Annotated in this window: 12 protein-coding genes; all 12 read left to right on the top strand. The window is 62.3% G+C overall.

Annotation, left to right across the window (positions count from 1 at the left end):
- Positions 1-51 precede the first annotated feature (51 nt).
- The 12 genes from NH234_RS03915 (at position 52) to urtD (ending at position 13037) form a co-directional block, all read left to right on the top strand.
- Positions 52-453: a DUF2946 domain-containing protein gene (locus NH234_RS03915; protein ID WP_367255667.1), complete on the top strand. Its 402-nt coding sequence runs from the start codon at positions 52-54 to the stop codon at positions 451-453.
- A 48-nt stretch (positions 454-501) separates the two neighbouring features.
- Positions 502-981 (top strand): copper chaperone PCu(A)C, encoded by a 480-nt coding sequence (locus NH234_RS03910; RefSeq protein ID WP_367255666.1) that lies wholly within the window; start codon positions 502-504, stop codon positions 979-981.
- 21 nt (positions 982-1002) lie between these two features.
- Positions 1003-1437, top strand: coding sequence for a DUF2946 domain-containing protein (locus NH234_RS03905; protein WP_085732716.1), 435 nt, complete (start codon positions 1003-1005; stop codon positions 1435-1437).
- Between the two features lie 84 nt (positions 1438-1521).
- Positions 1522-3642, top strand: a complete 2121-nt coding sequence (locus NH234_RS03900; protein ID WP_367255665.1) for a TonB-dependent copper receptor — start codon at positions 1522-1524, stop codon at positions 3640-3642.
- A 79-nt stretch (positions 3643-3721) separates the two neighbouring features.
- Positions 3722-5101, top strand: coding sequence for a PepSY-associated TM helix domain-containing protein (locus tag NH234_RS03895; protein WP_367255664.1), 1380 nt, complete (start codon positions 3722-3724; stop codon positions 5099-5101).
- 191 nt (positions 5102-5292) lie between these two features.
- Complete coding sequence (locus NH234_RS03890; RefSeq protein ID WP_367255663.1) at positions 5293-6081, top strand: ABC transporter ATP-binding protein; 789 nt, start codon at positions 5293-5295, stop codon at positions 6079-6081.
- The gene (locus NH234_RS03885; RefSeq protein ID WP_367255662.1) at positions 6078-7025 is read left to right on the top strand and encodes an ABC transporter substrate-binding protein; all 948 of its coding nucleotides are present in this window, start codon (positions 6078-6080) and stop codon (positions 7023-7025) included. The genes NH234_RS03890 and NH234_RS03885 overlap by 4 nt, the downstream gene beginning before the upstream one ends.
- Positions 7022-8032: an iron ABC transporter permease gene (locus NH234_RS03880; protein WP_085732711.1), complete on the top strand. Its 1011-nt coding sequence runs from the start codon at positions 7022-7024 to the stop codon at positions 8030-8032. The genes NH234_RS03885 and NH234_RS03880 overlap by 4 nt, the downstream gene beginning before the upstream one ends.
- A gap of 205 nt (positions 8033-8237) precedes the next feature.
- Entirely contained in the window at positions 8238-9503 is a 1266-nt protein-coding gene (gene urtA, locus NH234_RS03875; RefSeq protein WP_085732710.1) for an urea ABC transporter substrate-binding protein, read from the top strand.
- 83 nt (positions 9504-9586) lie between these two features.
- Positions 9587-11089 carry an urea ABC transporter permease subunit UrtB gene (gene urtB, locus NH234_RS03870; protein ID WP_367255661.1) on the top strand — a complete coding sequence of 501 codons (1503 nt, stop codon included), beginning with the start codon at positions 9587-9589 and terminating at the stop codon, positions 11087-11089.
- Positions 11089-12168 (top strand): urea ABC transporter permease subunit UrtC, encoded by a 1080-nt coding sequence (gene urtC, locus NH234_RS03865; protein WP_085732708.1) that lies wholly within the window; start codon positions 11089-11091, stop codon positions 12166-12168. Before urtB ends, urtC begins: the two co-directional genes overlap by 1 nt.
- Positions 12165-13037, top strand: coding sequence for an urea ABC transporter ATP-binding protein UrtD (urtD, locus tag NH234_RS03860; protein ID WP_367255660.1), 873 nt, complete (start codon positions 12165-12167; stop codon positions 13035-13037). Before urtC ends, urtD begins: the two co-directional genes overlap by 4 nt.
- The last annotated feature ends 7 nt before the right edge of the window (positions 13038-13044 follow it).

Raw genomic sequence — 13044 nt, 5'->3', positions numbered from 1 at the left:
CTGATCAGGCTAAATAGCCGCGCCTGATCGCCCACCCTACGGATCTGTCCCATGAACCGACACCGGCTCGCATTTGCCTGGATCGCCTGCTTTGCAGTGCTGTTCAACATGCTCGCCATGCCGTTGACGGGAGCGATGGCGCAGGCGGCGCAGACGCCGGCCGAGCAGTTGCTGTGGAGCAGTTTCTGCACCGGCAGCGGGACGAAGATGGTGGCGATCGACATCGGCAGCCTCGATCAGAAAGCGCCGCAAAGCGGTGAAAATCATTCGACCATGCAGCATTGCTGGTGCTGTTCCGGATCGGCACCGGTGGTGGCGTTGCCGGGGCATTCGCCGCAGCTGTATTTCGCCCAATACGAAAGCAATCGCAGTGTGGCGCCCGCCGTGCTGCAAACCCCGACACCGCGCCAGCAATGGCCGAGCCTCAATCCCCGCGCTTCCCCTCTGGTTTGATTTGTTCCCGCATTTGACCTGCGTTTCAAATCGTTCTGGAGAACTGCCATGTTGAACAAACTCATCGTCATCGCTGCGCTGTTGCTGCCTGCGTGCTTCGCCCATGCCCACGAATACAAGGCCGGCGAGCTGGAAATCGCCCACCCGTGGTCGCAGGAACTGCCGCCGAATGCACCGACCGTTGCCGCGTATTTCATCATTCACAACGCTGGCAAAACCGCTGACCGCCTGCTCAGTGTCGATTCGCCCATCGCCCCGACAGCGGAACTGCACGAACACGTGATGCAGGGCGATCTGATGAAGATGCAACAAGTGCCGAACGTGGCCATCCCGGCCGGTGGAAACGTGACCTTCGCGCCGATGGCCTATCACGTGATGCTGATGAATCCGACCGACCGCAGCCTGTTGGTCGACGGCAAGCGCTTCCCGCTGACGATGCATTTCGAAAAGGCCGGTAACGTAACGGTCGAAGTCGCCGTGCAGAAGAAACCACCGCAGGACATGCCGGAACACGCGCACGCCCAATAACCGTTCCGGCAGACTCCGCCCGTGCGCCCGCGCAGCGCCGGGGCATCCGTGCAACGCCGTCAGACCGAACACCTGACACGCGGCAGCTGGATCGCCCTGTTCGCCATGTTGATGATCTTCATCGGCCCGCTGATTTCTCAGTCGATGCCGATGGATCAGCACGCCTCGACATCCATGCCAATGAGCATGGATATGGCGGGCATGGATCACTCCGCGCATGAAGCGAAACCCTCGGCCGAGCACTGCCCGCCGCAATCTGCCCACCATGTGCTGTGGGAAAAATGCGGCTACTGCAGCCTGCTGTTCAACTGCCCGGCGCTGACCGGTGGCGGCACTTTTGCCACGTTCAGCATCGCCCACGTCAACACCTTCACCCCACCCTCCCCGCGTCTGGGCCATGCCCGGCAGACCTTCTTCCCTGGCGCCCGCAGCCGCGCCCCGCCCGTCGCAGCGTAAACACCCACCTCTGATTGCACACGGTTGAGAAGACAGCTTCAGGCTGCCGGCCGTGTCGTTTACGACTGTTTGATGGAAATTGTCATGTCCAGGTTTTCTGCTGTCCTACGCTCGGGTTCTGCCCCGGCGTCCTTCGCCCTGAACGAATCGCGCATCCGTTTCAGGCACGCTACCGCCGTCCTTTGCGGCGTCCTGCTGTCCCCGCTGGTCCACGCCGATGAACACGCCGGCCACGCTGAAGAACTGAGCCCGACGGTGATCACCGCCATCGCCCCAAGCTCGCCGCTGACCATCGTCACCAACCCGAAAGACCCACGCCAACCGGTGCCGGCCAGCGACGGTGGTGACTACCTGAAGACGATTCCCGGCTTCGCCCTGGTGCGCAACGGCGGCACCAACGGTGATCCGGTACTGCGCGGCATGTTCGGCTCGCGCCTGAACATCCTCACCAACGGCAGCATGATGCTCGGCGCCTGCCCCGGCCGGATGGACGCGCCGACCTCGTACATCTCGCCCGAGACCTACGACAAACTCACCGTGATCAAAGGCCCGCAAACCGTGCTCTACGGACCGGGCGCATCCGCCGGCACGATCCTCTTCGACCGTGAGCCGGAAAGCTTCGGCGAACTCGGCACCCGCGTGAATGCCAGCGTACTGGCCGGCTCCAACGGGCGCTTCGACAAAGTCGTCGATGCGGCGGCCGGCGGACCGCTGGGCTACGTGCGGGTGATCGGCAATACCGCGCACTCCGACGACTACCGCGACGGCAATAACGACACCGTCGCCTCGCGCTATGACAAGTGGAACGGCGACGTGGCGCTGGGCTGGACCCCGGACGCCGACACCCTGATCGAACTCACCGCCGGCAAGGGCGACGGCGAGGCGCGCTACGCCGGACGTGGCATGGACGGCTCGCAATTCCTGCGCGAAAGCCTCGGTCTGCGTTTCGAGAAATCCAACATCACCGACGTGCTGGAGAAGCTCGAAGCCCAGGTCTACTACAACTACGCCGACCATGTGATGGACAACTACACCCTGCGCACGCCGTCCGGCACCGGGATGATGGCAGGTCCCATGGCGTCCAACGTCGACCGTCGCACCCTCGGCGCGCGGATCAAGGCCACCTGGCGCTGGGCCGATATCCAGCTGATCACCGGCCTCGATGCGCAGACCAACGAACACCGTCAGCGCAGCGGCATGGGCATCGATACCTACAAGGATCAGCCATACACCAAGGACGCCGATTTCCATAACTACGGTGTATTCAGCGAGATGACCTGGTACGCCGCCGACCGCGACCGGCTGATCACCGGTGCCCGGATCGACCGTGCCTCGGCCAGGGATTATCGGCAGACCACCGGCTCGGGAATGATGTCCCGGCCGAACCCGACCGCCGGCGATACCCGCGCCGACACCCTGCCAAGCGGCTTCGTGCGTTACGAGCATGACCTGGCCGACAGCCCGACCACGCTCTACGCCGGCCTCGGCCATGCGCAGCGGTTCCCGGATTACTGGGAGCTGTTCTCGCCCAAGTCCGGACCGTCCGGCTCGGTCAATGCATTCGATTCGATCAAACCGGAAAAAACCACCCAGCTCGACTTCGGTGTGAACTACAAGGATGCCGACCTCGAAGCCTGGGCCTCGGGCTACATCGGTGTGGTGCGCGACTACATCCTGTTCGACTACACCCCGACAATGATGGGCATGAGCACCTCCCGCGCCGAAAACATCGACGCGCGGATCATGGGCGGAGAACTCGGTGCCGCTTACAAACTCAACGACAACTGGAAAGCCGATGCGACCCTGGCCTACGCCTGGGGCAAGAACAGCAGCGACGGCAAAGCCTTGCCGCAGATGCCGCCGCTGGATGCACGTTTCGGCCTGACCTACAGCGAAGACAACTGGAGCGCCGGCGCACTGTGGAGGGTGGTTGCCGCGCAAAACCGTATCGACCAGAACAAGGGCAACGTGGTCGGCAAGGATTACGACAAGAGTTCGGGCTTCGGCGTGTTCTCGCTCAACGGTGCCTACCGGATCAACAAAAACTGGAAGGTCAGTACCGGCGTCGACAACCTGTTCGGCAAGGCTTACGCCGAACACCTCAACCTGGCGGGCAACGCCGGGTTCGGCTACCCGGCCAACGACCCGCAAGCCATCAATGAACCGGGGCGCACGCTCTGGACCAAGGTGGACATGAGTTTCTAACCCTCAAGGGCACTCGCTCCCCTTGAGGAGCGAGTGACACCAGACAACTAGAAGATCCAAGCCAAGCGGAGCACTCGTGATGAAACAGCCCAAACCGAACTTCTACAACCTGGCCTGGCGTTGGCATTTTTATGCCGGATTGTTCGTCGCGCCATTCATGGTGATGCTGGCCCTGACCGGCATCATTTACTTGTTCAAGCCACAGCTTGATTCGCTGATGTACAGCAGCCTGCTGAACGTCCCCGCCGGGCATCACACCGTGCCGGCCGATGACTTGCTGCAAAAGGTCAAAAGCGCTTATCCACAGGGCCAGGTCACCCAGTACCTGCCACCCGCGAACGCCGAACGCAGCGCGCAATTCGTGGTGAAGAATGCCGGCCATGAGCTGAACGTGTTCGTCGATCCGTACCACGGCGACATCCTCGGCGAGCAGGATGCCAAGCAGAACCTGCAGGCGCTCGCCCGGGCGATCCACGGCGAACTGATGATCGGCACCGTCGGTGACCGATTGATCGAACTGGCCGCCGGCTGGGGCGTGGTGCTGGTGGTGTCCGGGGTTTTCCTGTGGTGGCCGCGCGGCCAGGCCGCGGGGATTCTGTGGCCACGTCTGAACAGTCGCGGTCGCGTGCTGTGGCGTGACCTGCATGCCGTTACCGGATTCTGGGGCGCGGCGTTGCTGCTGGTGATGCTGCTCAGCGGCATGACCTGGACCGGCTTCTGGGGCAAGCAGTACGCCCAGGTCTGGAACGTGTTCCCGGCGGCGATGTGGAACAACGTGCCGACCTCCGACGTCGAGGCCGGCAGCCTCAACAACGCCGCCCGCCAGACCGTCCCGTGGGCCATGGAAAACACGCCGATGCCGATGTCCGGCGACCACGCCGAACACATGGCCCACGGCGGCATGCAACACGGCCCCGCCGCGCCGATCATCAGCCTGCAAGAGGTGCAGAACATCGCCATCGAGCGCAAGGTCGAGCCGGGCTACAGCATCACGATGCCGACCACCGCCACCGGCGTGTTCACCATCGCCGTGTTCGCCGACGATCCGCGCAACGATGCGACCCTGCACGTCGATCAGTACACCGGCAAAGTGTTGGCCGATGTGCGCTTCGAGCAGTACGGTGCTGTTGCCCGCGCTACGGAGATCGGCGTGATGCTCCATGAAGGCAAGATGTTCGGCACCTTCAACCAGATCATCGTGCTGCTGATCTGCCTGATGATCCTGCTCAGCGCCGTCAGCGGCGTGGTGATCTGGTGGAAGCGCCGGCCACAGGGCAAGTTCGGTGTTCCGCCGCTGCGCCACGATCTACCGAAATGGAAAATCGGGGTGGCTATCATGCTGATGCTGGCGGTGGTGTTTCCGCTGGTGGGCGCTTCGCTGGTGGTGGTTTGGGTGCTGGATCGACTGCTGCTGTCGCGTCTGGGCCGACAAGCTGAATCTGCCTCAACTTCATCATGAGACTGGCGAGATGCAGGTTTCAGACAAGTCCTTAAACTGCCGGACCTGATATTCGGCAGATTTAAGTGTTACTGTATAACCATATTTCAGCTCATTGCCCGCCGCCCACGCTGCGGGCTTTCTTTTGCGCTGACCGACTGCGGGCGATGGAACGGCCGGATTCACTTCATGGACTTCAAGCTGAACAACACATGACCTCACTGTCCCTCACCGATCTCGCCTGGTCCCCCCTGGGCCACGACCGCTGCCATCACCAGTTCCAGCTGCGTGACGCCTCGTTACAAGTGGCCGCCGGTGAGTTCGTCGGGTTGATCGGGCCCAATGGCAGCGGCAAGACCAGCCTGTTGCGCTGCGCCTACCGCTTCAGTCAACCGGAGCACGGTGAGGTCAAACTCGAGCACCACAACGTCTGGAAGCAATCCTCACGCTGGTGTGCGCAACGCATCGCCGTGGTCCTGCAGGAATTCCCCGATGCCTTCGGCCTGAGCGTCGAAGAAGTGGTCGCCATGGGCCGCACGCCGCACAAACGCCTGTTCGATGGCGACACGCTGCAAGACCGCCAGCTCGCCACTCAGGCCCTCAAGTCCGTGGGCCTGGACGGCTTCGAAGATCACGCGTTCGCCACGTTGTCCGGCGGTGAAAAACAGCGAGTGATCCTGGCCCGCGCCCTGACCCAGCAACCGCAACTGCTGATCCTCGACGAGCCGACCAACCACCTCGACCCGCGTTATCAGCTGGAGCTGCTGCAGCTGGTCAAGCGTCTGCAGATCGGCACGTTGGCGAGCATCCACGACCTGAACCTGGCCGCCGCGTTCTGCGACCGGTTGTATGTGATCAACCACGGTCGCATCGTCGCCAGCGGCACCCCGCAAGAAGTGCTCACGGTTGAATTGCTGCGCGACGTGTTCGGCGTCGAAGCATTGATCGATCCACACCCCCTCCACGGCTACCCGCGAATCACCTGGATAACCCGACCATGACTGTGCGTTCCTTGCTTTGCCTCGCTCTGTTGCTGGGCACCACCCAAGCCTTTGCCGAGGCCACGAAGTACCCGCTGACGATCCACAGCTGCAACCGCGAAGTGACCTTCAAGGAAGCGCCGAAACACGCGGTCAGCCACGACATCAATATGACCCAGATGATGCTCGCCCTCGGCCTCAAGTCGAAGATGGCCGGCTACAGCGGCGTCAGTGGCTGGAAGTCTGTGACGCCGGAAATGCAGTGGCTGCTCGACGGTTTGCCGGAGCTGGCAGCCAAGTACCCGTCGGTGGAAACGTTGCTCAACGCCAACGTCGACTTCTTCTTCGCCGGCTGGGATTACGGCATGCGCGTCGGCGGCGATCTCACGCCGCAGACCCTGCAACCGCTGGGCATCAACGTCTATGAGCTGACCGAGTCCTGCGCCTTCGTGATGAAGCGTCCGGCTGCCACTTTGGAAGACACCTACAACGACCTGCGCAACCTCGGCAAAATCTTCGATGTGCAGGATCGCGCCAACGCACTGATCGCTGACATGCAAAGTCAGGTCGCGGACATCCGCAAAGACATGCCCGCCGAGAAACCGCGGGTGTTCCTGTACGACAGCGGCGAAGACCGCGCCATGACCTCCGGCCGCCTCGGCATGCCGCAAGCGCTGATCGACGCTTCTGGTGGGCGCAACATCCTCGATGACGTCGATGCGAGCTGGACGCGGGTCAACTGGGAAACGGTGGTCGAGCGCAATCCGCAGGTGATCGTCATCGTCGACTACAGCGAAATCACCGCCGAGCAGAAGATTGAATTCCTGCTGAAGAACAGGGCCCTGCAATCGGTGGACGCGATCAGGAACCAGCGCTTCATCGTCATCCCTTACGTGCAGGCCACGCCAGGGATCGACAACGTGCTGGCGGTTGAAACCCTGGCCAAAGGGTTCCACGGCGAATGATCAATCGTCGTTACGGCTGGCTGCTGATCGCCCTCGGCGCGGCGCTGCTGGTGTCGTGCGTGGTGTCGCTGGGCTTCGGCCCGGCGCGGGTGCCGGTGGACGTGGTGGGGCGGATTCTGCTGTACAAACTGTTCGGCCTCGGCGCGCCGGACTGGAGCGCCGGCCAGGAACACATCGTCTGGCTGATCCGCGTGCCGCGCACGCTGCTCGGTGCACTGGTCGGCGCCGGGCTGGCGTTGATCGGTGCCGTGCTGCAAGCGGTGACGCGTAATCCGCTGGCCGATCCGCACCTGCTCGGTGTCACCTCCGGCGCCACCCTCGGCGCAGTGATCGTGGTACTGCACGTCGGTGAAATCGTCGGTCTGCTGACCTTGCCGATTGCCGCGTTCATCGGCGCATTGTTGAGCATGTTTCTGGTGCTGGGCATCGCCAACCGTCAGGGTCGGCTGGACAGCGATCGCCTGTTGCTGTGCGGCGTGGCGGTGTCGTTCGTGATGATGGCGATCGCCAACCTGCTGCTGTTCATGGGCGATCACCGGGCCAGTTCGGCAGTCATGTTCTGGATGCTCGGCGGCCTCGGTCTGGCGCGCTGGGAGTTGTTGGCCGTGCCGGCACTGAGCGTGTTGCTCGGGTTGACTCTACTGCTGGGCATGGCCCGACCGCTGAACGCCTTGATGGCCGGCGAACAGACCGCCGTCACCCTCGGCCTGAATGCTAGAGCGGTGCGTCTACGGGTGTTCGTGATCGCTTCGCTGATGACCGGGGTGCTGGTGTCGATCAGTGGCTCTATCGGTTTTGTCGGCTTGATGGTGCCGCACATTGCCCGGCGTCTGATCGGTGCTGAACATCGGCGCCTGCTGCCAGTCTGCGTATTGCTCGGCAGCGTTTTCCTCGTCTGGGTGGACGTCGCCGCCCGCACGCTGATCGCCCCCGAAGACCTGCCCATCGGCGTCGCCACCGCAGCGCTCGGCGGGCTGTTTTTCATCGGCCTGATGCGCCGCCGCTGAATCCACTGGGTGCGCCCCAATCTGGCGCACCCCGCTGCACCTTTGCATGCAACACGTCCCCTCGTGGTGCGCCGACTCCGTGCGCATTCGCTCTAAACCGACACTTTCCTGCCCAAACCCGACCGGGCACAGCCCTTGCAAAACACCCTTCAGTCGTTCGCATCTGCCAACCATAAAAAACTTTAACGTTCGTGGAGATCGCACAATGAAGCGTCGCAGTTTGATCAAGGCTTTCACACTCACGGCATCCATTGCCGCGATGGGCATGACCTGGACGGTACAGGCCGCCGAGACCATCAAGGTCGGGATTCTGCATTCGTTGTCCGGCACCATGGCGATCTCCGAAACATCGCTCAAAGACATGGCGTTGATGACCATCGACGAGATCAACGCCAAGGGCGGGGTGAACGGCAAGATGCTTGAACCGGTGGTGGTCGACCCGGCGTCGAACTGGCCGCTGTTCGCGGAAAAAGGCCGGCAGCTGTTGACGCAGGACAAGGTGGCGGTGGTGTTCGGTTGCTGGACTTCGGTGTCGCGCAAATCGGTGCTGCCGGTGTTCGAAGAACTCAACGGCCTGCTGTTCTACCCGGTGCAATATGAAGGCGAAGAAATGTCGCCGAACGTGTTCTACACCGGCGCCGCGCCGAACCAGCAGGCAATCCCGGCGGTTGAATACCTGATGAGCGAAGAAGGTGGCGGCGCCAAGCGCTACTTCCTGCTCGGCACCGACTACGTCTACCCGCGCACTACCAACAAGATCCTGCGTTCGTTCCTGCATTCCAAAGGCGTAGCGGATAAAGACATCGAAGAGGTCTACACCCCGTTTGGCCATAGCGACTATCAAACCATCGTCGCCAACATCAAAAAATTCTCGGCCGGCGGCAAGACCGCTGTGATCTCCACCGTGAATGGCGACTCCAACGTGCCGTTCTACAAAGAGCTGGCCAACCAGGGCCTGAAAGCGACCGACGTACCGGTGGTGGCGTTCTCGGTGGGCGAAGAAGAACTGCGCGGTATCGACACCAAACCGCTGGTGGGCAACCTCGCGGCGTGGAACTACTTCGAGTCGGTGGAGAACCCGGTGAACAAGAAGTTCGTCGATGACTGGAAAGCCTACGCGAAGAAACACAACCTGCCGGGCGCCGACAAAGCGGTGACCAACGACCCGATGGAAGCCACTTACGTCGGCATCCATATGTGGGCGCAAGCGGCGGAAAAAGCCAAATCCACCGACGTCGACAAGGTCCGCGAAGCCCTCGGCGGCCAGACTTTCGCCGCGCCGTCCGGCTACACCCTGACCATGGACAAGACCAATCACCACCTGCACAAACCGGTGATGATCGGCGAGATCCAGAGCGACGGTCAGTTCAACGTCGTGTGGCAGACCGAAGGGCCGATCCGTGCGCAGCCTTGGAGCCCGTTCATTCCGGGTAACGACAAGAAGCCGGATTATGCGGTGAAGAGCAACTGAGTTAACCCGCTCAACCTGATCGTTCCCACGTCGAGGCGTCGAACCGTCTGTGTGGGAACGATCACCAAGCAAGGCCATTTCATATGCCCACTGCCCTTTACCGCTTGATCCTGGCCCTCGCACTTTTGCTGCCGATGGTCACCCACGCCGGGGACGCCGAAGACTTCGTCGCCGCCAACCCGATGCAACAGGCCAAACTGCTGGAAGCCTGGGCCGCGCAGCCCGAACCGGCCCGTGTCGAACTGATCAACGCCCTGCAACAAGGCGAACTGACCGTCGACGGCCAAACCAAGACCCTGCGCCTGAACAACCGCCTGCGGGGTCTGATCGACACCGCACTGGCCAGCCACCAATTGCTCGCCGCCGACGCCAAAACCCGTCTGAGCGCCGCGCAACAATTGCAGAAAAGCGCCAAACCGGCGCAGCTGAAATTCCTCGACCGGCAACTGGCTGGCGAAACAGATGAAAGCGTTCACGCCGCCCTGAGCCTGGCGCTGGCCAACCTGCAACTGGTCGACACTGACCCGGCGGTACGTCTTGCGGCTGTGCGGCTGCTCGGTGAAACCGGCGACCCGCTGGCCCGCACTCGCCTCGAAGGCCTGCTCGAACCCGGCGTCGAAGCCGACGCCAACGTGCACACCGCCGCCGAAACCAGCCTCGCCCAGGTCAAACGCAAACTGCTGATCGGCGAACTGCTCGGCCAGGCGTTCAGCGGCATGTCACTTGGTTCGATTCTGTTGCTTGCAGCCTTGGGACTGGCGATCACCTTCGGCCTGCTGGGTGTAATCAACATGGCTCACGGCGAAATGCTGATGCTCGGCGCCTACTCGACTTACGTCGTGCAGTTGATGTTTCAGCGCTACGCACCGCAGGCCATCGAGTTCTATCCATTGATCGCGCTGCCGGTGGCGTTTTTCGTCACTGCCTCCATCGGCATGGCCCTGGAGCGCACGGTGATTCGTCACCTCTACGGCCGCCCGCTGGAAACCCTGCTCGCCACCTGGGGCATCAGCCTGATGCTGATTCAGCTTGTCCGGTTGCTGTTCGGTGCGCAGAACGTTGAAGTGGCGAACCCGGCATGGCTGTCCGGCGGGATTCAGGTGCTGCCGAATCTGGTGCTGCCGTACAACCGCATCGTGATCATCGCCTTCGCCTTGTTCGTAGTGGTGCTGACCTGGCTGCTGCTGAACAAGACCCGCCTCGGTCTGAACGTGCGCGCCGTCACCCAGAATCGCAACATGGCCGCCTGCTGCGGTGTGCCCACCGGGCGTGTCGACATGCTCGCCTTCGGCCTTGGCTCGGGCATTGCAGGACTCGGTGGCGTGGCCCTGAGCCAGATCGGCAACGTCGGCCCGGATCTGGGCCAGAGCTACATCATCGACTCGTTCCTGGTGGTGGTGCTCGGCGGCGTAGGCCAACTGGCCGGCAGCGTATTCGCCGCCTTCGGCCTGGGCATCGCCAACAAGATTCTCGAACCGCAGATCGGTGCGGTGCTCGGCAAGATCCTGATCCTCGCGCTGATCATTCTGTTCATCCAGAAACGTCCGCAAGGCCTCTTCGCACTGAAAGGACGGGTGATCGACTGATGAACCAGCCTCTACTAGTCACGGCCACACAAAAGGCCGGACCCAAAGTCACCCTCGCTGTCGGTGCCGTCGTTCTCGCGCTACTGATCGCGCTGCCGCTGTTTTCGTTGTTGCCACAGGACAACGCACTGCACGTTTCGGCCTACACCCTGACGCTGGTCGGCAAGATCCTCTGCTACGCCATCGTCGCCCTGGCGCTGGATCTGGTCTGGGGTTACGCCGGCCTGCTGTCGCTGGGCCACGGTCTGTTCTTCGCCCTCGGCGGGTATGCGATGGGCATGTATCTGATGCGTCAGGCCGCCGGCGATGGCTTGCCGGCGTTCATGACGTTCCTGTCGTGGACCGAGTTGCCGTGGTACTGGAGCGGCACCGGCCACTTCCTCTGGGCGATGTGTCTGGTGGTGCTGGCGCCGGGGTTGCTGGCGCTGGTGTTCGGCTTTTTCGCCTTCCGTTCGCGGATCAAGGGCGTGTATTTCTCGATCATGACCCAAGCCCTGACCTTCGCCGGGATGCTGCTGTTTTTCCGCAACGAGACCGGTTTCGGCGGCAATAACGGCTTCACCAATTTCCGCACGATCCTCGGTTTCGGCATCACCGAACCCGGCACCCGCGCCGTGCTGTTTCTGGCAACGGTGTTGCTGCTGGTGGCGAGCCTGTTCATCGGTTGGCGCCTGGCCCGCAGCAAGTTCGGCCGGGTGCTTACCGCGCTGCGCGATGCGGAAAACCGCCTGATGTTTTGCGGCTACGATCCTCGCGGTTTCAAACTGTTCATCTGGGTGTTGAGCGCGGTCTTGTGTGGCTTGGCCGGCGCGCTGTACGTGCCGCTGGTGGGGATCATCAACCCCAGCGAAATGTCGCCGACCAACTCCATCGAAGCCGCCGTATGGGTGGCTCTTGGCGGGCGCGGCACGCTGATCGGCCCGCTGCTTGGCGCCGGTGTGGTCAACGGCATGAAGAGCTGGTTCACCGTGGCCTTCCCCGAATACTGGCTGTTCTTCCTTGGCGCGCTGTTCATCGTCGTGACGTTGTACCTGCCCAAAGGCGTGATCGGTCTGCTGAAGAAACGAGGTGAATCATGAGAGTCACAGCGAGCGCTGAATTCATGCTGGAGCCAGCCTTCTTCCCGCCGCTGGAACCGAACAAGGACGCCGGCACCAGCCGTGATGCGCTCGGTCTCGGCCAGCGCGTCGGGCCGGGACTGAACACCCGTCACGGCACCATCCTGACCCTGGAAGACATCAGCGTCAGCTTCGATGGTTTCCGGGCGCTGAACAATCTGAACCTGTACATCGGCGTCGGCGAACTGCGCTGCATCATCGGCCCCAACGGCGCGGGCAAGACCACGCTGATGGACGTGATCACCGGCAAGACCCGCCCCAGTCATGGCAAGGCATGGTTCGGCGAAACCCTAGACCTGACACAGATGAGCGAAGTGCAGATCGCCCAGGCCGGCATCGGGCGCAAGTTCCAGAAGCCGACGGTGTTCGAAGCATTGAGCGTGTTCGAAAACCTGGAATTGGCGCAGAAGACCGACAAGTCGGTGTGGGCCAGTCTGCGGGCGAAGTTGAGCAGCGAGCAGAAAGACCGGATCAGCGAAGTGCTCGACACCATTCGCCTGATTACTTCGGTCAACCGTCCGGCGGGGCTGCTGTCCCACGGGCAGAAGCAGTTTCTGGAAATCGGCATGTTGCTGATGCAGGACCCGCAATTGCTGTTGCTCGACGAACCGGTGGCCGGCATGACCGACGCCGAAACCGAGTTCACCGCCGAACTGTTCAAGTCACTCGCCGGCAAACATTCGCTGATGGTGGTGGAACACGACATGGGCTTCGTCGGCTCGATTGCCGACCACGTCACCGTGTTGCATCAAGGCAGCGTGCTGGCCGAAGGATCACTGGAGCAGGTGCAGGACAACGAGCGCGTGATCGAAGTCTATCTCGGGCGCTGAAGAGGAA

Origin of the sequence: Pseudomonas sp. stari2 (assembly GCF_040760005.1) — a bacterium.
In the GTDB taxonomy this organism is placed as follows: Bacteria; Pseudomonadota; Gammaproteobacteria; order Pseudomonadales; family Pseudomonadaceae; genus Aquipseudomonas.
The sequence above is the reverse complement of the archived record's forward strand: the minus strand, read 5'-3'. Positions and strand labels throughout refer to the sequence as shown.